The organism is Paenibacillus sp. FSL L8-0494 (assembly GCF_038003695.1).
In the GTDB taxonomy this organism is placed as follows: domain Bacteria; phylum Bacillota; class Bacilli; order Paenibacillales; family Paenibacillaceae; genus Paenibacillus_AQ; species Paenibacillus_AQ odorifer.
On sequence record NZ_JBBOPQ010000001.1, the window covers coordinates 5,088,165 to 5,113,991 of the forward strand.

Here is a 25,827-nt window from a genome sequence, read left to right on the forward strand (position 1 = left end):
ACTCTAAGTAACATCAATATCATAATAGATAGAACTCTAACTGTCAAGGTTCTATCTAAATACAAAAAACTCCTCTCCAGCACTTGTCGGCAGACAGGTACTGAAGAGGAGTTTATAGAGAGAATTACATCACAAGTTCTTCTAGGTTTCCGAATAAGCCTTTTGTTGATTTCAGCTTGGATTCATTGCCGACAACAGTGAAATAATTTTGTTCCGTCACAGCCTTAAGCAAATCGGTGTACTGTCTGATGTCTTCCGGTGTGGTCGACAAGATTTCATCCCGTTCCTGCTGCAGCTCGGCCCCGGTTACCTGCTCAAAATAATGCCGGTCCGCCCGCCGTCCCTGAGCGCTTGGGCTCAGCGGCTGGTCCAGCATGGACAGGGTGCCGATAATTGCTTTGGTCATCTCGTCGGCATCCGCTTCATATCCTTCGGTGAATCGGTACGCCTGATCATAAACCTCCAGCGTCTCCTGCAAATTGGGATCACGGTAGGAAGTGAACATCAATATCCCATCTCTGCGCAGCATCAGGCTTCCGCCATAAGCTCCGCCCTTCACGCGCACGGCATTCCACAGATAGGTGAGGCTCATGATTTTTTTGAGCACCTGCATTTTGCCGGAATACGTAAATCCCAGCTTGTTGAAGTCGTAGCCTTTAACCACATATTGCACCTGGCTGGAAGACATAAAACCTTCATTATCCGCATGCCCCTGCGCCGTAATCTTAGGTTTATTCACCACTGGCCGATCCTGAATATCCAGCTTCGCTACATTAGCGGCAAATTCTTCATACAAATCAGGGGTACCCGTCACGCTGATGATTAAATTCTGTTTATTGAATAAAACCGCACAGATATCCTTCAGCGTGTCTGCCACCTCAGCTCCCTGCTGATCGATCTTCTCGGCAAGCTCACGGATAAAGTGGTAATAGGCCACACCACCCTGTTGTTCCTGATACGCTCCCATGTCCGAAAAATAAGACATCAGGCGGCTGGCCGCAATTTCATTGCCTTTTTGATTCAGAACAGATTCCATCTGCGAGGCTTCTCGCCGGACGATTTCCTGCAGCTTCGTCAGATTATCAAGCGCGCTGGTATAGAGCAGCTCGCGCAGCAGATCCAGCGATTCGCCAATATGCCCCGCCATCACCTTAACCTGCGCAGTGAATTTAGGCTGATAACTGGCTCCAGTATCTTTTGCAGCGCCAAAGATCTCATTTTTGAAATGAATGCCTCCGGTTTTGATCCCAATTTCACTAGTGAGCTCTTCAATGCTGTAAGAAGCTGTCTCCATTTGGCCCAATACCTCTGCCAGCAGTACAAGATAAGGAATTTGCTCAGGAGCCACAACACTCGTATCCCAATAAAACTTGCAGTACGCAATCTTTTGAGTAGATACGTCATGGTGGATCAGCTTTAGACCCTCAAGGTTATATTCATGGGATGGCACCTGAGGTTCAGCACTGCGGTTAATGTCCTGTAGAGATAAACTCGGCAGCTTCTGCAAATCCTCGGCTGCATCTGCACGACCTTGCCGCGCCAGAAGATGCTGTGTACTCTGCACAAGCTGCTCCAGCTGGTCTGGTTGCTGTGATAATTTGTATTCACTTAATTGACGCTGGGTGCTCGCTTCCTTGTCGGCTGCAATCGTCTTGGACGGGTTCAGCACCACCAGACTGCAATGATCACTATTCAGTAAGTAGACCTCAATCAGCTTCTCAAAATAACGATCCGTTATTTTTTCCCGAATGGTAGTGAATACCTCTTCATAAAGCATATGAGTAGACGGCTGACCGTCATAGAGCCAGGACTTCATCACTTCGATATTGTAAGTAAGTCCCTTTGGATATCGGCTAAAGTCCGCTTCCCGCAGCTCAAATTCTTTGCTGTTGACCGCCGCCAGCACCAGCTTCTCATCCAGCCCGTTCTTAACCAAGCTGCTTAATGTGGTCTTCACCAGCTCCACGAAGGCATCTTTGGCGGAGGCGTTCGAATGTGTCAGGGTAATACCAAGCAGCGGCTGAACCATACTGTCGGAATAAAAAGCAAAGGCATCTTTACCCAGACCGCTTTCCAGCAGGGCTTGCTTAAGCGGAGCTGCATTGCTGTCCATTAGCATGCTTTTCAAAATATCAAAAGCCAGATTCAGTTCCCGATCCGTAGAGGTTCCAATTACATAGTTCAGACTCAAATAAGTTTTGTCGTCGGCCGTTTCTGCTTCCAGAATCGGATAATCCGCTACCAGCTCCGTCATTCCGGTAGGCTGTTGTAGGGGAATGGTGGTATCAAAGCTGTTCTTTTCATAACGGCTAAGGTATTCCTGGTCTATAAATTGCAGCTTCTCTTCAATAGAGACGTCTCCGTACAGATAAAAATAACTGTTGGACGGATGATAATAGTTGCTGTGCGCCTTAAGGAATTGCTCATACGTAAGCGCAGGAATCTCCTGCGGATCTCCACCTGAAGAATGGCGGTAAATCGTGTCTGGATACAACGACTTTTTGATCCTGTCCATCAGTACCGTAAACGGCGAGGAATAGGAACCCTTCATCTCGTTGTAAACCACGCCTTTATAGATCAGATCAGCTTCAGTTTGCTGAAGCTCGTAATGCCAGCCCTCTTGCTCAAATATCTCCTTTTGCTTATAAATATTCGGCTGAAAGACACTATCCAGGTAGACCTCCATCAGATTGGAGAAATCCTGCTCATTCCGGCTCGCCACCGGATACATCGTCTTATCCCCAAACGTAAATGCATTCAGGAATGTCTGCATCGAGCCCTTTAGCAATTCTACAAAAGGTTCCTTCACCGGATATTTCTCCGAACCACATAATACGGAATGCTCCAAAATATGAAAGACTCCTGTGCTATCTTCAGGCGGAGTCCTGAAGCTTACGCTGAATACCTTGTTGTCATCCTGATTCTGCACGAAAAGCAGCCTGGCGCCGCTCTTCAGATGTTCCATCGTGAATACGGCGGAATCGATCTCCCGGATAAATTCCTCATTAACGACCTGAAATCCATAATATATGTTGCCTGTGATCAAGCGGCTCATAGATTTGCCTCCTCTGCACTGGATGTGATAACTCTATCTGAAGCTTATCATATCCCTGGACGTTTATTCCATTAATAGAAGGCTTCCGGGATTAATTTCTGCAGTCTGACTAAAATTGCCGCTGCCTGCTCACGCACCAGAATCTGCTTAGGATCGAAACGGCCCCCGCTGCCGGTCATTACTTCATGTTCATTCACAGCCTGAATCGCCTGACGGCTCGCCTCTGACAAACTGGAAGTATCGGCAAACTTCACACGGTCCGGACTGCCGTACGTAGACAACCGGGCAGCTTTGGTTACCATATCCGCCGCTTCTTCCCGCGTAATACCGTGGTCCGGTTCGAACTTGCCGGCTGAAGAGCTGATAATGCCCAGCTCCTCAGCCTTGGCGATGGTACCGCTGTACCATTTGTCCGCCGGAACATCCTTAAAGCTAGAAGTGGCCTTGGCATCGGGGAACTCATGCAATAGCCGCAACAGCAGGGTCAGAAATTCAGCCCGGGTCAGCTTCTGCTTAGGAGCCAGCACATTTCCGCTGGCACTCACGCCCTGAATATATCCGCTGCTGAGCGCTGTTGCGATATCCAAACGTGCCCAAGCTGCGACTTTATTGGCATCCGTAAAGCTGGCCAATTCCGGGGAAGAGACATGCAGCGCAAACGTCCGTTTGGAAAGTGCTGGAGCGGCATCTTTACGGTATTTGGTGACTTGCACAGGATAGACACCGGGCTTCATCCCGGCAAAAGACACCTTTCCCGTGCTGTCAGCCACTACGCTTTTTCCTTGAAGTGTCACTGTAGTGCCGAAAGCCGGAAGACCGCCCAGCTGACCGTTTGACTTGGTGATATGGAGGGAAAACGGCATATTGGCGCTTGCGTATCCACCCATTTCCTGGCCGTTTTTATCTTTCCATTTCACTTCCATCCGGTCAAGCAGTTCTGTATCATCCGCGTAGTAAACAAGCAGCTGATCCCCATTGCCTATTGTCAGTCTGTACGGGCTATTCTCAGGATACATCCATGCACTACCCCCGCTGAATACAGCAATCTTCCATTCTCCGCGTCCATTGTATCGCCCGTTCTGAATCCCTTCTATAGCTGTGAAGGCCGGTTTAGCTGCATCCGCATTCAGCTTATACGCCAGACCCTTCGCCTGTAAAAAAGCTGCCGCTGCCTTCACAGCATCTCCGCCAACAATATGCCCCCCGGCAAGGGTGCCACCGGGTCCTTCGACCTGAATCGTTGCCCGGTCAAGTCCAGCATGATGTAGTCCGCTATACAGCATGCCAGCCTGCTTGGACAGCAGCTTATAGGAAGTCAAGGCAAGGTAGGCTTGCACAGTAGCGGGACTATCGTTTCCTCCGCCTGCTGTCTGCGCAAAGCCGCCACCCGTAAGCTTCCGCGCCAGCAAATGGTCCAGCAACGAGGCTCCGCCTTCCTTGGTGAAATCTGCTGCATCAACTCCCTGCGAGGATAAAGCAACAATCACCTGCGCTGTCGTCGTAGTTTTACCATCGAATCCTCCGTCTAGCTGCTGCTTGCTCTTAAGCCACTGCAAAGCCTTCTCAATCGGCTGCGCAGTTTGTTCTGAACTCACTTCCGAAGCAAGTGCCGTCAGTACCCAGGCAGTAGCTACCAGATCTCCTTGCTTCTGCCCGGCCAGCGGCCAGCTGCCATCCGCTAGCTGCATATCAAGCAGCTGATAAAACAGCAAATCGGGGTAACGGTTTGTCCGCTCCAATGAATTTGAAATGGAGTTCTTCGAGGTAATATAGGCGGCTGCTACCGCTGCTGCCCCTTCCGAATCAATTCCGTCATGATTCATCAGGAATGGATAAAGATCAATACCCGCGATGTTGTTGATGTTTCCCCCCGCAGCACTGTAAGCCAACGCTGTTCGAGTTAGCTCTGCCACCTTGGTGAACTTGCCCCGCTGTTCCAGAATCTTATCGGCAGTCTGCTCCAGATATCCCTTGGGCAGACTGCGCCCATTCTTGAAGAAACCTACGGCTGCTTCGTCCGGGAATGGCTGTATCGTAAGCAGCACATTCTGCGCCCCTTCCAAGGTACTCTGCATCTCCGCTGTGAATACCGCGGTTGTCTTTTGTGCCGGAGACGGCTCCGCCATTACCCTGCCACTCAGCAATACAAGCAAAATACATAATGCGGTAAGTGTAACCTTCCTTATCGTCCTGTTTATGGGTGTTGCTCTCATATTCATTCTCCTCCAATGTAGTTTGCTAGAACTTTATAAGGTTAGACGCAGCGAAATGGGATTTTGTTCCTGACTATGTTTCAATATACATTTTTATCCAGATAGGAATAACAAAAGACCGCACAGCTACCCGCTTACACGGTAGCCGTACGATCTTTTCAAAACCTTTATTCAGCCTGGCCAAACCCCAGCTCACGGTATAATGTCTGCTCCAGATAATCGTGAAGATAGAACCGGGATTTCACAAAATGCTCCGCCATATCGGATGGCTGGTAACGCTCCAAAACCGCTTTCATGCGAGGCAAAACGTTCTCACGTCCACGGCGATTTCTCATGTAATTGTTCAGCAGCGAATGCCATTCCGCATCGTCTCCCGGATAGAGCTCCCAGCGGTAGACATATTTGTGGATCGCCCGCGAACGGTCCGTCGCCGCTTCAAAATCATGCATAATGGCAATCAGCTCTGCTTCATCCTTATGATCCTTCACCTTGTCCAGCAGCTTCCAGATAACATCATAATAATCTTCCAGCTGATAATTCCCGAGCTGAGCATGACCTGTTCTAGGATCAATGCCATGAAACCGCTCCATGAATCGATCGATAAATGTTGAGGCGTCCGCTTTGCGGTTCCAGGCCAAATCGGCGTGCAGCAGCATCGGATACCACGTCGTCTCGAAGATACCATAAGGAACGCCAAGGCTGAACGGCCCCGTCCAGTTCGTGGCGACGATGCAACCGAGGTCCAGCTTATCCGCTGTCTCCGCCCATTGGAGCAGATTATCCGTCCGGTTCAATAGTACCGGATAATTCTGATGTTCAGCCCAGTCAAAGCTGCGAACCGCCGGTGCTCCCATAACCTCGATACCTAGTGACCTGAATTTATCCGCAAGAGAGGAAACCTCAGCTTCGATATTACGTCCGTTGTATATCCAGATCATCGCCGCACTCCGCTTATCCAGCTTTGCCAGTTCTTCCGGCGGGCATTTGTCCAGCATGTCATGCCAGAAAATCGCTTTTTTACCACGGCTGGCTGTAAATTCAATCAAAGTGTTCAAAAAAGCGATAAACGCCCGCTCCCGTACCCCTCCGAACAACGTTTTACAGCGTTCGCATTCACATAAGCTGTACACCTCGTCGCAGCCGAGGTGAATATAACGGGAATCAGGATGGGCATCCATCATCCCCTGTAACAGATCGGTAATCAGCTCGAAGGATTCCGGATGCGACGGGCAGATCTCCCCGAGGGATAACTCCGTTTCGCGCAAGTGCCGCCAGGTGTCGTGGCGGAGCACATACTCCAGATGTCCAAAGCTCTGCTGCAGCGGAATGATCTCAATAAAATATTCATGGGCTGTGCGTTTCAGCTCCTCTAGCTGTGTGAGGCTTAACGAATGCTGTGGATGCACGAATTCCGGGTATTTTTGAAATGGGAATTTATCTTCGTATTCAATCAGAACCGCATTCGTTTTATACCGGGCAAAATCCGCCAAATACGATAACAGCAGCTCTGGCTTGGAAAATGTCTGGCGAAGATCAAAGTTCATCGCCCGCACAGAAGTGTCCGGCCAGTCTGTGATGGTCACGGCAGGAACTTCCCCTGCTGACTTACGCAGCTGTAGTAACGTTTGTAACCCGTAAAACAGCCCCGGCGCGTCCAGTGCTTGGATTACCATCCGGCACTCCGACACCTCCAGCCTGTACCCTTCCGCCCGGCCGTTAAGCAATTTCAGATCCACTTCATCTGGCTGTGCTCCTTCCGTTTCTGGCTGCGAGAGACTCTGAAGAATAAGTGAATATCCTTTTCCCGAGATAACATGTGTACATTCCAGCTCCGGAAACGAGCGGCGGCAATGAACCACCAGTCTCGGATCATGCCGCTCCATGTAGAGGCTCAGGCTTACATCCTCGCTGAACTGAAAAGCTTCTCCCTCTTTCACTTGGATCTGCTTCGGTTGCGGTATCAAGCTCTGCATCGTTCTCCTCCTAATCTTTGCTGTAATTCATTACTGCAAGCCCTGCTGTGACCATTCTTCCAGCATTCCAGCACGGTAAGTGTCCTGTCGTCATAGCAGAAGCTCACGAGATCGGCAGGTGCTCCAGCCCTAAGCCCTGCCGCCTGCTCCAGCCCCAGCAAAGTAGCCGGATGAACAGAAGCACAATCCCAGGCTTCATCCAGCCGGGCTAATCCAGCCTCCGCAAGATAGGCTACCTGATCTGGAAGCATCATGGCGGAGCCTGCCAGCAGCTGCGGATTACCGGCCAGATGCAGCCGTCCTTCTGCTGTTAATACAACCTCTCCACCGATGTGCAGGTGGTAAGTTCCCGGCAGCATTCCGCTCAGTGATACAGCATCGCTGACCAAGATGGTGCGGCTGCGCTTCATCCGTAGGATTACTTTCAACAGAGCGGGTGGTAAATGTTGGCCATCTGCAATCATACAGCCGTATAGTTCATCCGCCGCCAGCTGCTCCCACAAATAGTTGGGATGACGGGGCAGCGTCAGATGTGTACCATTGCCGAGATGCGTAGACATCACCGCTCCTGCGGCAACCGCCTCCCTAATCTGCTCGGGGGAAGCTGCTGTATGCCCTATGGAAACAAGGATGCCTGATTCACTGCACCGGGCGATAAATGCAGCGGCGTTTGGCCATTCCGGGGAGACGGTGAGGATACGGATAAGCCCTTCAGCCGCTTCCTGCCAGCGGCACAACATATCCCAATCCGGCGGGCCAATATGTTCCCTTGGATGAGCGCCGCGTGGACCCTCTTCTGGTGACAGAAAAGGTCCTTCCAGATGAATACCTACAATCCCCCCAGCATCTTCCGGATACAGCGAAGCGGCTTCCGCAATGGCTGAGATCGCTTGAGCCAGCGCTTCTTTGCCATTGGTAATCAGAGTTGGACAATAGCTGGTAACCCCGTTTCCTAGCAGAAGTCGGGACAGTTCCAATACCGTGGCAGGCTGCAAAGGCAGCGTGTTGAGATCCAGCCCCCAGCCCCCGTTCACTTGCAGATCCACCAACCCGGGTGCCAGCCAGGGCCAATCGGCCATGGCTGGACTCTCCGCAAGTTCGGTGACCGAAGTGATTCGCCCCTGCTCGACACTTACCTCAACCGGCAGCCCAGTCTTGTAGTGCTTTCCTTTAATTGACACGTTCATAGGCCGAAGGCAGCCCGATCCGTGAACATCGTGATCTCCGGATGGGTTCGCAGAATAGTAGCTGGACATGCCGTGCCGATCGAATCATGGAGCGCCGCCTGTAAAGCATTGCGTTTGGACACCCCAGGTACAATTCCGTACAGGTGACGGCCAGCCAGCAAGGCTGGTACCGTAAGCGTCAGCGCATGGGTTGGCACCTCGTCCAGCCCGGTAAAACAACCGTCATTCACCTGCTGGCGGCGGCAGGCTTCCTCCAGTTCGACCGCTTTGACCAGCTGCGGGTCGGTAAAATTAGCGACTGGCGGATCATTAAACGCGATATGCCCGTTTTCCCCGATCCCGAGGCAAACGATATCAATAGGCTCCTCGCTCAACAAAGCCGAATATCTCTGGCATTCCTGCACCACATCAGCGGCGAGACCATCCAGCAGTTCTACCCGGCCAGGGTTAACCCGACTATATAGCCGATCTGTCAAAAAACGGCCGAAACGCTGGGGAGCCGAAGCCGCAAGGCCAATATATTCATCCATATGAAAAGCATTGACCCGGGACCAATCAATCCCCTGCTCCCGCACCAGCCCCTCGTACAGTTCATTTTGCGAAGGTGCGGCAGCAAACACAATTCGGACCTGACGCGCAGAATCTTGAAGCAAAGCTCTAATTTTCTGCGCAACCTGCGATGCCGCCGCAACGCCCATTAGGCTACGATCTTCATAAACCTGAACGGACATCTGCTCTACTCTGTGTGTCTCTAAAGGCTTAATGATGTCATTCATACCGCTCATCCTTTCCGGGCAACTATTGTCCTTGGCACCAGACAGATTAATTCCCGTTTAACTGAATGTTCTGAACACGGTCGTAAGCTTCCTTATAAGTAGCCAGCAGCTTATCCACGCCGAGATTGTTCATCTCCTCCACATATTTGTCCCAGTCGGCCAGCTTTCGGGAGCCGGTAACAAACTTGGCAAAGCTTTCATCGCGGTGTTTTTGGATCGCCTGGCCGGTAATCGCGATAATTTCATTCTCTTTCTCCGTAAATGCAGGACGCGGCTGCATCATGGACGGATCATATTTCGTTGCTTCTTCAAAGGCATACTTTAAATTGTCTGAGAACAACGACAGATGTGAGCCAAAGTCGATCCATGTGTACGTTCCGCTAGTCTGAAGTCCTGTCTGTTTCCGCATTTCGATCACATCGTTGTACTCTGGTTTGAACTTGATCGTGTCGCCTTCCTTCACATACGTCTCGCCCTCCACGCCCCAGCTGCTGAGCGTACGTCCCTCTTCGGAATAGAAAAAGTCCATATAGCTCGTCACATCATCGATGTTCTTTGAGGTTGATGCCACGGTTAGGCCACCTTCCATATAATGAAAATACGGGTTCAGTTGCTTGCCGCCGGCAATGCCCGCTGGAGGAGCCATGAACTGCATGTTGAACTCCGGATTTTCCTGCTGCATCGCATTGTTGAAAAAATCGATCCGGCTGATGTAATCAATGGTCACAAACGATTTGCCCGTGGACACCATGTCCTGCCATTGCTTAGTTTGCAGAGATAGAAAGTCGGGCGGAATCAGCCCTTCGTCATAAAATATTTTCCACATGCCAACCATTTCCTTGTAACTATCTTCCGTGGGTCCAAAAAGCCACTCTTTTTTATCAAAATCATAATAAGCCCCTTCACCCGTCCCGTAATTCACAGTCATATTGGCATTCATTTCATCGGGAATTTGTCCGTAGCGGATCGAAAGCGGATAGCTGTCCGGATATTTCGCCTTCAAGGTTTTTAGAGCTGTATGCAGCTCCTCATATGTGGCTGGTGCCTGGATTCCTTCTTTGTCAAAAATGTCTTTACGGTATAACCAGATCATGCGATTCGTCTCGCCAAAGCCCTGATTCGGGAACATATACATTTTGCCATCAGCAGACAGTGCAGCCTTCGCTTCCTCTGGATACTGCTTTACCCAGGCGGTCAGATTCGGCATTTTGTCCATATACTCCATCAAATCCACCAACGCACCCTGTTGCCCGAATTTATTCGATTCTTTGCGGTTAGGCATATACATCAGATCCGGCATTGCCTTCGAGGCAATCGCCAGGTTCAAGCTCTCTTCAAGCTTTCCGGAAGGGGTCTGCACCTCGAGTGTGACACCGGTTTTCTCCTTCAGCCAGCTCCAAATGGGCCAGCTTTTCGAATAAGGGAACGTAGCATTGTTGTCTAAGAGCGCAGTGAAGGTTTTTTCCGTTTTGGACGAGTCAGTAGGTGAAGCGGTACTACTGCCCTGAGTATTACTCTGCGGCGAGGTGTCATTGCCCCCTCCGCTGCAGCCAGTTACTACGGTTGCTGCAATTACCAGTGGCAGCAGTACAGATTTCCATTTGTTCATTACGATCTCTCCCTTATTCTGAATTTGTGACGGTTCCACCCACCTCAGCCTTTAACCGCGCCAATCATGGCCCCCTTAACGAAATACTTCTGCACAAATGGATACACAATCAGAATCGGAAGCGTCGAGACCATAATCGTCGCGTACTTCAGCGATTCTTCTATCACCATGTTGTCACCTCCAATGCTAGTAACATCTCCCGAGCTAGCACTGCCAGCCAGCACCAAATTGCGCAGCAGCACTTGCAGCGGGAACAAATCCGGTGAGCGCAGGTAGAGCAGCGGGTAAATAAAGTTATTCCACATGCCAACCGCGTAAAAGAGTGCTATGGTGGCGAAGGAAGCCTTGGAAAGCGGAACAATAATACGGATAAATATGCCGATATCATTCAGGCCGTCGATGCGGCCTGACTCCTCCAGCTCTTTAGGAATGCCGGAGAAAAAGGTCCGCATCAGAATCAGATTCCAAGTGCTAACCGCCCCCGGCAGCACCATGCCCCATACGGTATCGACCAGATCCAGGGAGCGAACCACGAGGAACGTAGGAATCATCCCTCCGCTGAAAAACATCGTCACCACAATCAACAGGGTGAAGCTCTTGCGCAGCGCCATATCACTGCGTGAGAGTGCATAGGCACCCGTGGAGGTAACCACCAACGAGATAAAGGTGCCAAGCACGGTGTAAATGAGTGTATTTTTGTAAGCCACCCAGATTTGCGAATCTCCGAGTACAAGCTTATACATATTCAGGTTAAAACCCTTAGGCCAGAAAGAAACTGTATTCTTCATGACATGCACATCACTACTGAGAGAGACAGCGAGCATATGCAGGAACGGATAAAGCGTGACCACCACAACCACGAGAAGGATAAAAGTGCTCACGACATTAAACCAGGATAAACGGGGTGATCTCATCACCACACCTCTTTTCTACCATAAACTTGTCTCGCTTACACGACGGCTGATGTAATTTGCTGTATAGATGAAGATCAAGCTAATCACGCCCATGAAGAGATCAATAGAAGCGCCATAGCTGAAGTTCCCCTGCACCATACCCACCCTATAGACATAAGTACTGATAATATCCGCTGTGTCGTAGATCGCCGGGTTCTGCATCAGGAACACCTTCTCGAAGCCAATCTCGAGCACTTTACCGATATTAAGAATCAAGGTGATCACGATGGCGGGTGAAATGCCGGGCAAGGTGACATGCCATATTTTACGCATGCGGCTGGCTCCGTCCATATCAGCAGCTTCATACAGCTGCGGGTCGATAGCGGTCAACGCGGCCAAGTAGATAATGGTCTCCCAGCCGATATGCTGCCAGATCTCCGACAGGACATAAATACCGCGGAACAATCCAGGTTCGTTCATGAAATTGATCGGTCCAATCCCTATGGCACCAAGCAGATTATTAATCAGCCCTCCGGTTGGGGATAAAAACATAATCACCATACTGGCAACAATGACATTTGAGATAAAATGTGGAAGATAACTTACGGTCTGCACAACTCGTTTGAAAGCAGCCTTGCGCACCTCATTAAGCAAAATCGCCAGTAGAATTGGTGCCGGGAAGCCAAAAAACAGCTTATATAAACCAAGCAGAAAAGTATTTTTCATCAGCGGCCAAAAATCGGGATTCTCTATAAACATCCTGTAATATTTGAGTCCCACCCAATCGCTGGCCCAAATCCCTTTAAAAAGATTGTAATCCTTGAAAGTGATAACTAATCCAAACATCGGTGCATAGCGGAAGATCAAATAATACAACAGGCACGGCAGGAACAGCAGCCAGAGCGCCTTGTTTTTATTCCAAGTTCTAAGGATTCCCGTTTTGTGGTGTTGGGGTTGCCGGTGCACTTTCTTTCGCATTTTGTCCTGCACTACGCTAGCTTGAGCCATATGCATGTCTCCTCTTGTTAAAATGATCATAAATCATATAGATGTCAGATTACTTCCCCCTTTTTTCTGGGATTTGTCTCCGAATTATAGCTGCATTTCTTTGGAAAGCGCTATCTACATGTTATATAACATTTCGCCTTAACTGCGGATTTCCATAGAATAGCGTACAAATCAGCAAAATTGCATATTGTTGGTGTTAGCTTTTTGCCGCTATGATAGAATTAATCCAATTCATTTACGGGTGCATCCAAAGGGGGATACATATGAAGGGATCCGTTACAGGCAAATTTGCGCTGAATGCCCTGTTCGTTAAGCTGATGCTAAGCTTCCTCAGTGTCATCTTGATTTTGGCATCATTTAATCTGTTCTCCCATCTCTATTTAAGCGGCAAAATCTATAAGGAGATGATCCGTCAAAATGAGCTTGGACTCGCACAAACGGTCGAAGGCTACGAAAATCATTTCCGGTTGACCCAGAACATGATTCTTGCCCTCACCCAATCCGATTCATGGACTGCCAATCTGGGCATTTTAAGCCACCTCAAAGAGAACCGTCGATATGATATCCCGGCAGAAGTGACATCGGATCTCTCAACTTTGTATGCTAATCCTTTTCTGCATATCGAAAATTTCATTCTTTATTTTAAAAAGGAAGATTATGTACTGGAGAGGGAGGGCCTGAGCAGCGCCGCAGATATGTTCGGTAAATACTACTTCAGTGCAGAATACCCTCCGGAGTACTGGAGCCGGCAAACGATGGACAATCAATTTTTAAAAGTCATGCCCGCCGTAACCTTTACCGAGAAAACTATACATTCCACCCGTACGCTCGGAAGGTTAATGCCAGTGCTGGTCAAAGCGATTCCTTATGAGGAAGTGTATGGGATTGTCATGCTGAATCCGCAGCTGATGCAGGATACCTACGGTGATGCCGGCAATACCCCATTCTATATTCTGGATGCACAAGAAAATTTATTGTTCTCTACATCAGATGTTAAACTGCAAACAAGCCAGCTTCCGGAAAGTAGCAATGCCCATGAGCGGGTCGGAGATCAATATTACTTCTATGAAAAAGGTAAACAAACCGGATTCACCTATATCCGAGTGACCGAGGTAGCGGCTATTGCCGCAGAAATGCGTGGTATGCAGCTATTGCTGGCTGTGTTACTCTCTGCGGCAGTACTGATCAGTGTTCTCTCATCCCTGATCTTCAGCCATCGGCTTAACCAGCCGCTCCAGCGCCTGATTGCTGCCTTGGACCGTAAAGCGGGCAGCCGGCCAGAAAAATTGAGCAGTGTGAAGGAATTCGCCATTATCGGCGACCGCCTGAGCTCCATTTTGGAGAATAACCGATTCATCCAGACCGATCTTGATCATAAGAACTCACTGGTACGCCAATATGCCTACACTCATAAAGTGAAAAATATCCCGCTGAGTAAAAGTCTTGCGGAGCTTGAAGATGTCCGGCAATCCGAACTACCCTATGCCTCCATTCTGTTCAAGGTCAGCTTCAAAACCTTGCCGGACGAATTTGAGAAACACACACTGATGTTATGGAAGCTAATCCAAACCTTGATCACCGGAGGTGAAAGCGACAGCGTCGCACTCCAGCCGGAGCAGGATCAGCTCTTGCTGCTCCTGTTCAACCCCGGACCGCAGAGCAGTTTTCTGCAGGCTCTTGATGCACTGAAAGAACTGCTGGATTCGGAGATATCCTTATACCTGACTATTGCTGTAAGTCCGGTATATTCAGGCGAAACCTCATTTACCGATGCCTACAATAATCTATCGATGTTGTTAAATGAGCGTAGATTGAACGGGGAAACACAAATTATCGTAGAACCTAGAGCTTCGTCCGCCAAATCCTTTCATTTAAAGGTGACACACGGAGAGGAGCTGCACAATCTGCTGCAGTCTGGCAATGAGGAGGCTGTATTCGCTTGGCTGGATCGTCAGCTGGAGCAACTGCAGCACAAGGACGCGGCGGCGGCGGATTTTCGGGCATTTGCCTTGGGATCAGCGGAACAGACGAGCAAAACGGTGACGAAGCTGAATCTGCCCCAAGCGGAAGCGGAGCGTCTCTTACCACCCCGTCTAGAGCCATTTAACGCTTTCCACTCAATGGATCAATACAAGGAATGGCTGCGTGATCTGGTTCGTCCTGTGCTCGTGGTCATCAGTAACCGCTCGGAGTCGCGCGACCCCATTATCAGCTTTGTGCTGGATTACTTAGACAAACATTACGGCGAGGACATCAACCTCAACCTAGTAGCAGACAAGTTGAATTTAACTCCAGGTTACCTGTCCAGCATTTTTAAAGAGAAAACAAACATCAACTTCAGTGAATATCTGAACAATCTGCGGATTGAGCGGGCCAAAGAGCTGCTAATGAATCTGGAACTGCGGATTCAGGATATCGCGCTTCAGGTTGGTTATCAGAACGTAAATTCCTTCATCCGTATGTTCAAACGTTGTGCCGGAATAACTCCGGGGGAATACCGCAAGCGCTATTCCCGTGATGGTTCACTCCCCTCCTCCGGCCTTGGCTTATAAAGGGGCTACATTGCAGAGGAGAGGACAAAAAAGGCCCCCATTGGCTGGGGGCCTTTTTGTTGTAAAGATTTGCAATCAGAATCCCGTTTTCGGAATCTCTATTGGCACAATATTATAGGGTGCTGTCCTCCCCGTCCGCACCTGATACATCTGGTCATGGGCCTTTTTCGCTGCTTGCACGAAAGGTTCATATGGACGGTTGCAGACATCCACTACGCCGATTTGATAGTTTTCTCCGTCATAACGTCCTAGCACAGGCTGATCATTCCATTGAAAATAATGAACTCCGATCAGCTGCGGGATGGCTGCCCCCTGCTCTACATAATAACGGCAAGCTTCACCGCGCTCCTTCTGAGTTGCCACCGCACGGATCCCATAAGCCAACATGCCGCCTTCAGCCGCACCAAAATGATATTCCCCAATCATGACTGGTTTGTTCAGTCGTCCGCTGATCTGGGCGATCTGTTCCTTGTCAGGACTGAACTGATAGCAGTTCATAGAGAATACATCAAACCATTCGCAGCCCTCCAGCACCTCATCACTGCCAACCCAGGCATAACGCATTCCCAAATTCAGATGATTCGGATCCGTCTGCTTGCAAAGACAGGCTGGCACTTCTACATACCGCCGGATCATGATCCGGTTGAACTGGTTATAATCCACTTCTCGGGCAGAAGTGAGATTATCCCCGGTTACATTCACATTCGATACATCGTATAAATCCTCGAATTCTTCAAAAACACTATCCCACGCCATGTTTAATTGCTCCACTGTTTTGTACTTTTCTGCAAGCCAGCGAATGAATTTCTTCTTGCTGGCATAACGGACCGGAGATTTCAGCATCTGCCCGGTCAAATTCAACCCATCCACGAATGCCCAATGCGGCTCATTACGCATGAAATAGCCAACCATTCTCTGATCTTCCCTTAATGGAAGAAGCTGCTCCGCAAAGCTCCCGGCATTCCGCTCATACTCCGGGCTAAACACATCCGGGAAATCCCGGAAAATAGATTGCTCCGTCATAGGAAAGTCCACTAGAGGATAAACATACGGAAGCTGAGATTCCTCAATAAAAAGATCATTGGACCAGTTACCGATGGTGTTGAATCCCCATTGTTGTAAGCGAAAATCCGTCATAGCCACCCAGTTAGAGCGCCACTCCGCCCCAAAAGCAGTGATCAGATTAGCAATCTCGAAGCTGAATTCCTCGCCATCCTGTGACCAAGCTTCTTGATAGATTCCTTCCCGCTCCGGCAATGAGGGTATCAAGTGTTCCATACCAGTTACATGCATAGAACAAGCCGGACCCACACAGTCCATCCCCGTACTGAACAGGGCATAACCCTCTGGGTCAACGAACCACCAGCGGCTGCCGTCAAACTCCATGCGGAAATATCCAGTTGCCGCGAATCTCAGCGCTTTCCAACCTCCGTACCTGCTGAGGTCACCTCCACTGTGATCAACTTGTGCCGCAAGTTGCCACTCTGCGCGCAGCCGTTCCGTCAACGCTTCTGCATCAACCGTTTTCCCTGGCCAATCCCTTCCCTTTAATTGGCCCAGATCATCTATATATGGTTGCTGTTCATACTCAAAGGCGGGCTCAGTTAGACTTAGAGCTAAGCCACTAATTTGCACAGCTCTACTTGTTGTTGAAGGGAGAGTAGCGATAGAGAATCGGGTGATATGCTTGCGATCGATGCCTGCATCTCCCCGCAGTACTGTCTGCATCACACCCGGATAACGGGGAAGGAACAACTTCTCCCCATTTAAATGAATCAAGGGTAAACAAATTTTCGTGCGCACACCAGGTAAAATTCCCACATGATAAGTAATGACGCGATGATCCCGATCATAAAAACTGAATAACAGCACCAGAACATCATGGCTTTCATGGTAAACCTCCGCATTAACGAAACCATAATCGCACCAAGCGGCGGATTCCAGATGCCCTGGCTGAAGCTCAAATCCACCACCTTCTGGTGTAGTGATTAACTGAAACGCCTCAGAGGAAGTCGCAGTAAGTTGTGTATGAGGGGCACTTTTAAACCATTCCATAGGGAAGGAGACAGATAAACTCATCGGTATACCTCTTTTCTCTAAACTGTTTACCTTACTGAAATCAGTTGAAAAAGCTGCGGGTCTGCAACTATACGGGGATCATGGCAGCGTTTGGATTCAAGAAACACACAACCCCAGCCCCCATGCTGTTCTCCTGCTACGGTAAGAACTCTTCCGTCATTGCTCCCAATAGTCAGTGAACCTGCTTCTGTCTCTGTAAGCAACCATATAAACTGATCTTCGTTGTCCCGAATAGGCTCCAGCAGCAAGGAATTCAACGGGCCAATAGATAAGACCTTTACATTGTTTCGAATTCTTGCCCTGCCCTTCTCCCCGTATTCAACCGTCCATCTCTGCTGCTGATCTTCATACGAAAGCGTACGGACTTCGACGTTCAGGGTCTCCTCATGTTCAATAGATTGATTTCCCGCCGCCAGATAAAGCCCCATTCCTAAGCTTTTCAATCTGAACAGACCACTACCAGAGCCGCATTCCACAGCTACGATTCCCTTCCTAAGGTCAATCACGGTTCGCTCTGCCCAGTCAAGCTTCATTTCCCGGTCAGAAGGAAAGCTGAGCGGCAGAAATACATAGGAAGAGGCATAATAATCCGCAGGGTCCCAGCGATCCCCAACATACAGGTAAGAGCACTGGTCATTGTCTGTTCCTACAATAGGAACTATAAAAGCAGGCTGGCTGTCGTATGTAGTGATGTCGCCCAAAGGCAGCAAGGGTGACCAACGACCAAATAATTCCTCGGACCAGGCATAGGTTCCTTGGTTAGGCAACCAGCCCGTACAGGCGGACGAGATGAGGAAATATACACCCTGACGTTTCATTAATGCAGGTGCTTCACGCGCTTGTCCGGGCCACAAGGTCTTGACCTGTTCTTCTATGCTGAGGTAATCAGGTGACAGACGATACATAATAAGATCAGCATTTTCCCTTGCCGCGGAGATAAAATAAGCCGTCCCATCGTCATCCTGGAACAAGGTGCAGTCACGAGACATGTTACCTATCGGATTAAAGCTGCCCCGGTAAACATAATCCCCATCTACCGTCCCGCAATCAGCGATCGCGCAGCGCGCATCAGAGTAGTCGCGTCCATTTTCCCAATGCATCCACATAACAAATCTCCCTGTAAGTTTGTTGTAGAGTACTTTTGGGCGCTCAATTACCGCACCCGTTGGGCGCCCCTCCCTGTCCAAGGGTTCAAGCTCTAATGTGGTGCGATGATAAATCGGCTGTACCGGTGAATCGAGTGTGAGCACATCATTGCGCCATTCCCAATTCACTAGATCCACAGATCGGTAGCAGTTCACTCTCCGCCGATCCATCCGGTTCTCACCAAACCAGTAATAATATCCATCCTTATAGAGCATATGTCCACCATGTGCATGTACAGGGTTCCCGCTCATATCCAGAAGCGGAGCGCTATTTAATAGGGTGACTATATTCGCGTTTTCGTCCATGATTATCCTCCAGAGGATCAGATTTTTATACAAAAAAGCAGGTTTGGCCAAGGATGACCTTAACTGAACCTGCTGTTCTTGCGAACTTATTTCAATCCCATCTGAGACATCACATCCACCTTGCTAGCATTGTTATACCATTCGTTGATTTCTTCGGAAATTTTCGTACCGCCTTTGTCATGCCATTGCTTCACGAAGTCATCGTACGCAGTTAGCGGCTCTTTACTGTAAATAATTTTGGTGAAGGTTTCCTTTTCCATCGTATTCAGTTGCTCCCAGGTTGTCTGCATGGTCTTGGTAGGCGGACCGTTAAATGCATTTGGAAGCAGCGACTCTCTATTCTCATAGGAAATCACATATCCCTCTTTGGCTGTTTCATCATTTGATGCCGATCTGATCAAGACCCCATTCTCTGCTTTTGCACCTTTGGAAAGATCATAAAAAGATTTACCTGGGCCATCAACACTTGGTGTATTTTTGGTAAAAGCCATTTTCCCTACACCTTGAGCGGCATCCAAAGGAGTGTTGAATTTTTTTGAATCGAATACCACTTCATCGCCTACGATGTCATAATCATATCCCTGAGCATAACCATATTTGAAATCTCCGGTACCAAATGCCGCATCGTAAAGCTTGTCATAATACAAGAAGAAAGCTTCCATATTGTTAAAGTCTTTATTAAACATAAAGACACCATCGTTCTGTTGACCGGATTGGTAGGTTCGATCCCCACTTACACCGTTGATTGTTGGGTAAGCTTTGATTTTAGCCCCTTTTACGTTAGTTTCCACATCTTTAACACTGCCGTACAGCCAAGGACGGCCAATAATAATCCCTGCTTTACCTTCAGTGAAATCCGCAAGTGCATCCCATGCACCCTGTGTAGCCAATTCCTTATTTAAATACCCTTTGGAGTACCAATCGCGAAGTTTAGCTAACGCATCTTTTGTCCCATCAGCGACAGAACCGTAAGTGAGTTTACCATTGTCGTTATACCATTGGCCGGGGAGACTCTTGCCTGTATAAGCACTAAAAATCATTACAGAGTCACTCACCCAGCCCGTGTTGTAAGAATCTTTTCCCGAGAAATCAAATCCATAAGTATCATTTTTTCCGTTACCGTCCGGATCATCATTCGTAAAGGCAGCGATAACCTGTTCAAATTCATCTATATTTGTTGGCGCTTTTAAATTTAATTTATCTAACCAATCTTGACGGATAAGCATGACTTCACCTTCGGTGAGATTGGGCGAAATCGCCATCCCATAAACCTTGCCATTCTGGATAACCGGGTTGAACGTTGTTGGATATTGTTTATATATTTCTTTCAGACGCTCAGGCATGTATTTGTTTATGTCTTCCGCAATATCTTTTACAAGTCCTGATTGAATCAAATCATTTTCTAATGAGGTGTCATACACTGGCAAAACATCCGGAAGCTTCTCGGAACCAGTGAGCGCTAAACGAAGTTTCGTATTATATTGGGAGGCATCACCGCCCAAAAGAGTAGTTTGGATGTTAATCCCTAGATTCTCGACACCCCAGCGGGTCAACACATTATCATTTAAGCTCTCCCCGTTGATATATTTACCGGCATTCTCATCTTGTTGCTTGGCGATGTTGATAGTAATAGGAGGATCGTATTTGCCGTCTTTGAGAACCGCTTCTGCCGCATTAGATTCTTTACCGTTTGAGCCGCAGCCCGCTAGCAATCCTGCCATCAATACAGTAGTCGTTATTAAGGCCCCTGTTTTTTTCATCAATAAGCTCCTTTGAATTAAAGTTTTTATATGTTGGTCACGTTATTCTTTTACAGCACCCAGAACGATGCCTTTGACAAAATACTTCTGTAGAAACGGGTACACAAGGATAATGGGCAGTGTGCTAATAAAAATTTGCGCAGCTTTGATACTCTGTTCTGACAACGCGGCTGCTTCTGATTGACTAAGTGCCATACTCTGCGCTGAACCTTGTACAACTACAGTCTGTAAGAATGAAGCTAACGGATAGTCCGTTGTATTCGACATATACAAAATCCCATCAAACCATGCGTTCCAGCTCCCTACCATGATAAACAATCCGACGGTTGCCAGACCGGGAAGGGAAAGTGGAAGATAGATTTTCCGGAAAATGACGAAGAACGAAGCCCCATCGATAAATGCCGCCTCTTCAAGCGCCTTAGGGATTGTTTTAAAGAAATTCATAATCAGAATCAAATTGTAAGCTCCGAAGGCACCGGGAAGAACGAGCGACCAGATCGTATCCTTGAGCCCAAGTTTCGTAACCAATATATAAGAAGGAATCAATCCACCGGAAAACAACATCGTGAAAATAAAAATCCACATTAAAGCATTACGCCCCCGGAAATCTTTGGACAAGGCATACCCTGACGTTGTAATAATAAACATACTGATTAACGTCCCCAGCACCGTCCGAACCACTGAGATTCTCATGGAGCCTGTAAAATTCGTGTTTTTAAAAGTTTTCACATAGGCTTCGATATTAAAATCGACCGGCCAAAAGGATACTAAATTCCCATTTACCGCTGACTTACTACTAAATGATTGTGCTAGCAAATGAAGCATAGGCAATAAACACGATAAGGCTACTAGAATCAGGAGGATATGATTGAAAATCGAAAATATCCTATATCCCTTGGATTTATAATACACTCCCATTCCTCCTAACTGTTTTGAAAGCTTAACAACTTCGACTTAAAATATTTTGTAGTTAGCTACCTTGTAAGCAATTCGATAGGAAATTACGATTAAAATGAAGCTGATGCCAGATTTAAACAACCCAACAGCGGTACCAAAACCGTATTGGCCATTCAATAAGGATGACCGGTAAACATAAGTATCGATGATATCTCCCGTACTATATACGAGTGGATTGTATAAGTTAAAGATTTGGTCAAATCCTGCATCCAAAATATTTCCAAGGCTTAACGTCGCAATTACGATGATCATCGGCATCATACTCGGTAAGGTAACATGGCGTATTTGTTGGCGGCGTGACGCGCCGTCTATCTCGGCGGCCTCATAATAAGAAGGGTCGATCCCTGTGATCACCGCTAAGTAAACAATCATGCCAAATCCGAAGTTTTTCCATAAATCACTGATGATGATCGTCGGTCTGAACAGCGTAGGATCACCCAAAAAGAAAATGGGTTTTAGTCCGAGGAAATTCGTAAGAAAATGATTTATGCCCCCGTCAAGACCCAGGATATCAATCATGATTCCGGCAACGGTTACCCAAGAGAGGAAATGCGGTAAATAGACCAAGGTTTGAATACTCTTTTTAGTCCCCATGTTTCTAATCTCGCTTAGCAGAATCGCCATAAAGATAGGAACGATAATTCCCACTATAATTTTGATTACAGCAATAATGAGGGTGTTGATAATAGATTGTGTCGCCTCTTTATATTGAAAGATTCTTGCGAAGTTATCCCAACCAATCCAAGTTGAACCTGTAATTCCAAGCCAGGGCTTGTAATCCTGAAAGGCCATCACTAATCCGACCATAGGACCGTAGGCAAAAATTAGAACGAATACCAAAGCTGGGATACATAAAACATACAATGGCCAATTTTTTTTGATTTCCTTTTTCCAAGGATTTTTTCTGCTTTTTTTAACGTTGGCTTTCTCACTCCATTTGAGCTGGGTATTCATTATCTGTGCTATTGTGCTTACCCCCTTTTACATTCTTGGCTGCTAATTTCTTTCTGGTTTAATGTTAACAAAAGCGCTTTCATTCGAAAATGTCTCAAATTAAATATCATAACCACTCGCTAAACATCTTTATAAACGCTTTCATTTTGCGAGAGCTCTTCCCTTTTTCTTTTGGAATATATGGCTTATGATGAATTCACAAGAGTCCTAGCGACAGGAGTAATGCTTATGATTAAAAAAGTAAATATGAAACGATTCATATATTTTTTCGTTTTTTTCCTTTTACTTACCTTAAGTTTGTTTTTCATAATGAACTCCCTAGGTTCCAAAACCATTCAAGAGAGCTTGGTTAACTCCTCCAAAAATCAGCTAGCTTATACGGAAAGCATACTGGATGGCATCATCTCTGAGGCAAGTTTGTATGGCATCCAATATACAGCCGACACCTCCGTACGTTTCTATCAAAGCAAAATACAAGAGATGAACAATTACGATGCCCAGATGAAAAAAAATGATATCTATGACCGCATATCAGCACCACTTCTCTCCAGTCAGGCGATTGAATCTATCGGTATCTACTGGAAATCGGACGGCACTTTTATTTTTACGGGTCATGATTCGCTTGCCAAACAGCCCTTTCAAAAGGTCACGCAGCGAGGCTGGCAGATTGTTAATAATAATTTGTATTATTTTTCAATCTACCCTTATATTCATGAGCCTAAGAATCCTGCCAATATTCAATACATTGTGGGCGTTAAGCTGAAAAAGGAGTATTTAACAAGTCTTTTAGAAAAAGCAGTGAGTGGCGGTGAGAGCTCCAATGCCTTTTTGCTTGTGAACAAGAGTTTGATGATTAGCAATAAAGCGGTGGATATTCGAATCGAGGAAAAAGCCAAGGAGACGATAACACCCAATGCACATGAAATTCTAAAGTTTGACTATCATATCAACGATGACGATTATTATGTTTTATCGAAGTATATTGAGCCGATTGATACGTATCTTGTTACCTATACGCGAATGAGTGATTTTTTGAATCCGCTTAACCGGAATAAACAGGTGTTTTTTGTCAGCATCCTAATGATCCTGATCATTGGTCTTATCGTGATTTTTATGTTCTATCGAAACTATTATCGTAATGTATATTTGCTCGACAAGAAATTCTACCAAGTGGAACAAGGGAATTACAGCACCAGAATTAGTGAGAACCCGGACAATCAATTTTATAGTCTATTTAAAAGCTTTAACCACATGGTCGCCAAAATACAGGCTTTATTCGCTTCATTAAAAATAGAAACCGAGCTGCGCAGAAACGCGGAAGTGAAACAGCTGCAGGCTCAGATCAATCCACATTTTCTTTACAATAATCTGTTTTTCATTATGGCTGTGGCAAAAACTTCACCGGAAGCCGTAATGCAGATGAGCAAACATTTAGCAGAGTACTATCGTTATTTAACAAAAATGAATTCAGATAATGTTACGTTGGCTTCTGAATTGCAGCTTGCCGATCATTTTTTATCCATCATGTCACTTTCCAAAAAAATAAATTATGAAATCAACCTGCCCCCTGAACTGGGAGAGCATCTGATTATGCCACTGATTATCCAGCCTATGGTCGAGAACGCGATTCAGCATGGGATTGAAGAACAGCAAGGGGCTTATCGCGTTACTATAGATGTAAAAGCACTTGATACTGGAGCGTTAATTATTGTAGCCGATGATGGTAAGGGGCTTACTGCTGAGGAAATACACCAGCTAATGGCCAGGCTTGAGAATGAATCCCCTCCTGAAGGATCAAGAGGAATTGGTCTTTGGAACATTCATCATCGCCTCAAAAATGCGTATGGTGAATTAAGCGGACTGCGTTTCTTCATTAATGACTGGGGCGGTTTATCCGTGCTGGCATTCATAGATTTCTCGCTGGATGAAGGAGGTCAATATGCGATTACTGATAGTTGATGACGGGCATTACATCGTTGAATATTTAAAACACCTGCTGGATTGGAACAAATTTGGGATTGAGCATATTGAGGCGACAACAAATTCGATTGAAGCCAAGGAGCTATTGAATCAGAATCATATAGATATTCTTATTACAGATATTCGTATGCCCGAGGTATCCGGCATTGATTTACTGCATCATGTTCATGAAAAAAAGCTCAAAACCAAGGTGATTTTTCTTTCCGGTTATTCTCAATTTGATTATGCACAGCAAGCCATTCGTCTGGGCGCTTTGGATTATTTACTCAAGCCGGTAGATAAAGAGGATATGGAAAAAGCCATGAGTCAAGTTATTAAGAGTATCGCTGAGAAACCCTCAAAAACCCCAGTGGTAGAGAAAAAGATAGATGGGCTAGGTTACCTGCTATCTGTTATTAGCGAATCTTCCCCAATACGTAATGATTACAGTACATTCGATTCTACCTTCCGGAATGAGCATTTTTGCTTTTTTCATGTCTCAGGGGCTAGTGGGAAAGATGAAATGATGTTAAAAGATCATAATGGTGGACGAGACTTTATTTGGACCACTCCATCAGCCATTACTGGAATTATTCCAGAATCAAATATCGAAACTGTGGCAAGCAGCGTCGATTCCATTTCTTTTTCCGAGCCGTTTGAATTTTCTCAAAAGCATGCTGTTCGGCATATTTTTTATCATTTCTTTTTTAATGAAAATATAGGTACCAGTGACTTTACTATGCTGCATGACTCTAGTGCTCTCCCTAAATTAGAGCTTGGAGAATGGGAGCAAACCAGAAAAAACATTTTAAAAAACTTTGCCAAGCTCACTGTCAAAAAACAAAAGCTCCTCTACCTGCTCGAATTCATTAATTTGCTGTATTCCACAACCGCTAAAATCCAATCAGCTGAGGCCGCAGACTGGATTTTCAATCAATTATCAGAGCCAAATACGGCTCTTCAATCCATCTTGCAGAGCCTCACCCAATTAGATAGAAGCGCTAAATTTTCCAATCAAAATATTGTTCATACCATTCAAGCCTATATCTCCAATCATATTAGTGAATGCTTGAGCCTGGAGGACTTAGGGAAAATTGTTCACCTCCATCCTGTTTACCTGTCCAAATTTTATAAGCAGGAGACGGGCGAAAATTTATCGAGCTACATTTCTTCTAAACGCTTGGAAAAGGCCTCCAAGTTATTGATCGATTCCAACTTACATGTGCTCGATATTTCACATCTAGTCGGCTACAAAAAGCCACAATATTTCATTAAGCTGTTCAAAGATCAGTATGGCATTACGCCTTATCAATATCGAAGACAGCAGATTAAATGAAACAAAAATTGAACAGATCAGCAAAAAAGTTTACACTTTGAATGAAGTAACGAACCATGGAAAGG

At 46.9% G+C, this 25,827-nt stretch carries 16 protein-coding genes; 3 read left to right on the forward strand and 13 right to left on the reverse strand.

All coding sequences use genetic code 11. From position 1 onward, the window contains the following. Window positions 1-124 precede the first annotated feature (124 nt). From NYE35_RS23135 to NYE35_RS23170, 8 genes are all read right to left on the reverse strand, one after another. A complete protein-coding gene (locus tag NYE35_RS23135; protein WP_341122102.1) occupies window positions 125-3,055 on the reverse strand; it encodes an insulinase family protein in 2,931 nt (976 codons plus the stop codon). Window positions 3,056-3,126: 71 nt separating this feature from the next. Then, entirely contained in the window at window positions 3,127-5,268 is a 2,142-nt protein-coding gene (locus NYE35_RS23140) for an S-layer homology domain-containing protein (protein ID WP_341122103.1), read from the reverse strand. A 167-nt stretch (window positions 5,269-5,435) separates the two neighbouring features. Further along, window positions 5,436-7,241 (reverse strand): DUF4838 domain-containing protein, encoded by a 1,806-nt coding sequence (locus NYE35_RS23145; protein WP_341122104.1) that lies wholly within the window; start codon window positions 7,239-7,241, stop codon window positions 5,436-5,438. Continuing rightward, window positions 7,229-8,428, reverse strand: coding sequence for an N-acetylglucosamine-6-phosphate deacetylase (locus NYE35_RS23150; RefSeq protein WP_341122105.1), 1,200 nt, complete (start codon window positions 8,426-8,428; stop codon window positions 7,229-7,231). The genes NYE35_RS23145 and NYE35_RS23150 overlap by 13 nt, the downstream gene beginning before the upstream one ends. Continuing rightward, a complete protein-coding gene (locus tag NYE35_RS23155; RefSeq protein ID WP_341122106.1) occupies window positions 8,425-9,204 on the reverse strand; it encodes a glucosamine-6-phosphate deaminase in 780 nt (259 codons plus the stop codon). Before NYE35_RS23155 ends, NYE35_RS23150 begins: the two co-directional genes overlap by 4 nt. Before the next feature lie 46 nt (window positions 9,205-9,250). Next, window positions 9,251-10,813, reverse strand: coding sequence for an extracellular solute-binding protein (locus NYE35_RS23160; protein ID WP_341122107.1), 1,563 nt, complete (start codon window positions 10,811-10,813; stop codon window positions 9,251-9,253). A 44-nt stretch (window positions 10,814-10,857) separates the two neighbouring features. Then, complete coding sequence (locus NYE35_RS23165) at window positions 10,858-11,727, reverse strand: carbohydrate ABC transporter permease (protein WP_036683160.1); 870 nt, start codon at window positions 11,725-11,727, stop codon at window positions 10,858-10,860. Window positions 11,728-11,742: 15 nt separating this feature from the next. Then, window positions 11,743-12,684 (reverse strand): ABC transporter permease, encoded by a 942-nt coding sequence (locus NYE35_RS23170; protein ID WP_341122495.1) that lies wholly within the window; start codon window positions 12,682-12,684, stop codon window positions 11,743-11,745. 293 nt (window positions 12,685-12,977) lie between these two features. Between NYE35_RS23170 and NYE35_RS23175 the strand changes: the two genes are divergently transcribed. Then, the gene (locus NYE35_RS23175) at window positions 12,978-15,266 is read left to right on the forward strand and encodes a helix-turn-helix domain-containing protein (RefSeq protein WP_341122108.1); all 2,289 of its coding nucleotides are present in this window, start codon (window positions 12,978-12,980) and stop codon (window positions 15,264-15,266) included. Between the two features lie 75 nt (window positions 15,267-15,341). Here NYE35_RS23175 and NYE35_RS23180 read toward each other — a convergent pair whose 3' ends face one another. From NYE35_RS23180 to NYE35_RS23200, 5 genes are all read right to left on the reverse strand, one after another. Next, the gene (locus tag NYE35_RS23180) at window positions 15,342-17,345 is read right to left on the reverse strand and encodes a beta-galactosidase (protein ID WP_341122109.1); all 2,004 of its coding nucleotides are present in this window, start codon (window positions 17,343-17,345) and stop codon (window positions 15,342-15,344) included. A gap of 26 nt (window positions 17,346-17,371) precedes the next feature. Next, the gene (locus NYE35_RS23185) at window positions 17,372-18,796 is read right to left on the reverse strand and encodes a family 43 glycosylhydrolase (RefSeq protein WP_341122110.1); all 1,425 of its coding nucleotides are present in this window, start codon (window positions 18,794-18,796) and stop codon (window positions 17,372-17,374) included. Between the two features lie 86 nt (window positions 18,797-18,882). After that, window positions 18,883-20,556, reverse strand: coding sequence for a hypothetical protein (locus NYE35_RS23190; RefSeq protein ID WP_076100980.1), 1,674 nt, complete (start codon window positions 20,554-20,556; stop codon window positions 18,883-18,885). A 42-nt stretch (window positions 20,557-20,598) separates the two neighbouring features. After that, complete coding sequence (locus NYE35_RS23195) at window positions 20,599-21,468, reverse strand: carbohydrate ABC transporter permease (protein WP_081389349.1); 870 nt, start codon at window positions 21,466-21,468, stop codon at window positions 20,599-20,601. A gap of 42 nt (window positions 21,469-21,510) precedes the next feature. After that, entirely contained in the window at window positions 21,511-22,467 is a 957-nt protein-coding gene (locus tag NYE35_RS23200; protein WP_341122111.1) for an ABC transporter permease, read from the reverse strand. A 228-nt stretch (window positions 22,468-22,695) separates the two neighbouring features. On the opposite strand from NYE35_RS23200, the gene NYE35_RS23205 reads away from it, so the two are divergent. Beyond that, entirely contained in the window at window positions 22,696-24,426 is a 1,731-nt protein-coding gene (locus NYE35_RS23205; protein ID WP_326047017.1) for a sensor histidine kinase, read from the forward strand. Continuing rightward, window positions 24,407-25,762 carry a response regulator gene (locus NYE35_RS23210; protein WP_076134622.1) on the forward strand — a complete coding sequence of 452 codons (1,356 nt, stop codon included), beginning with the start codon at window positions 24,407-24,409 and terminating at the stop codon, window positions 25,760-25,762. The genes NYE35_RS23205 and NYE35_RS23210 overlap by 20 nt, the downstream gene beginning before the upstream one ends. The last annotated feature ends 65 nt before the right edge of the window (window positions 25,763-25,827 follow it).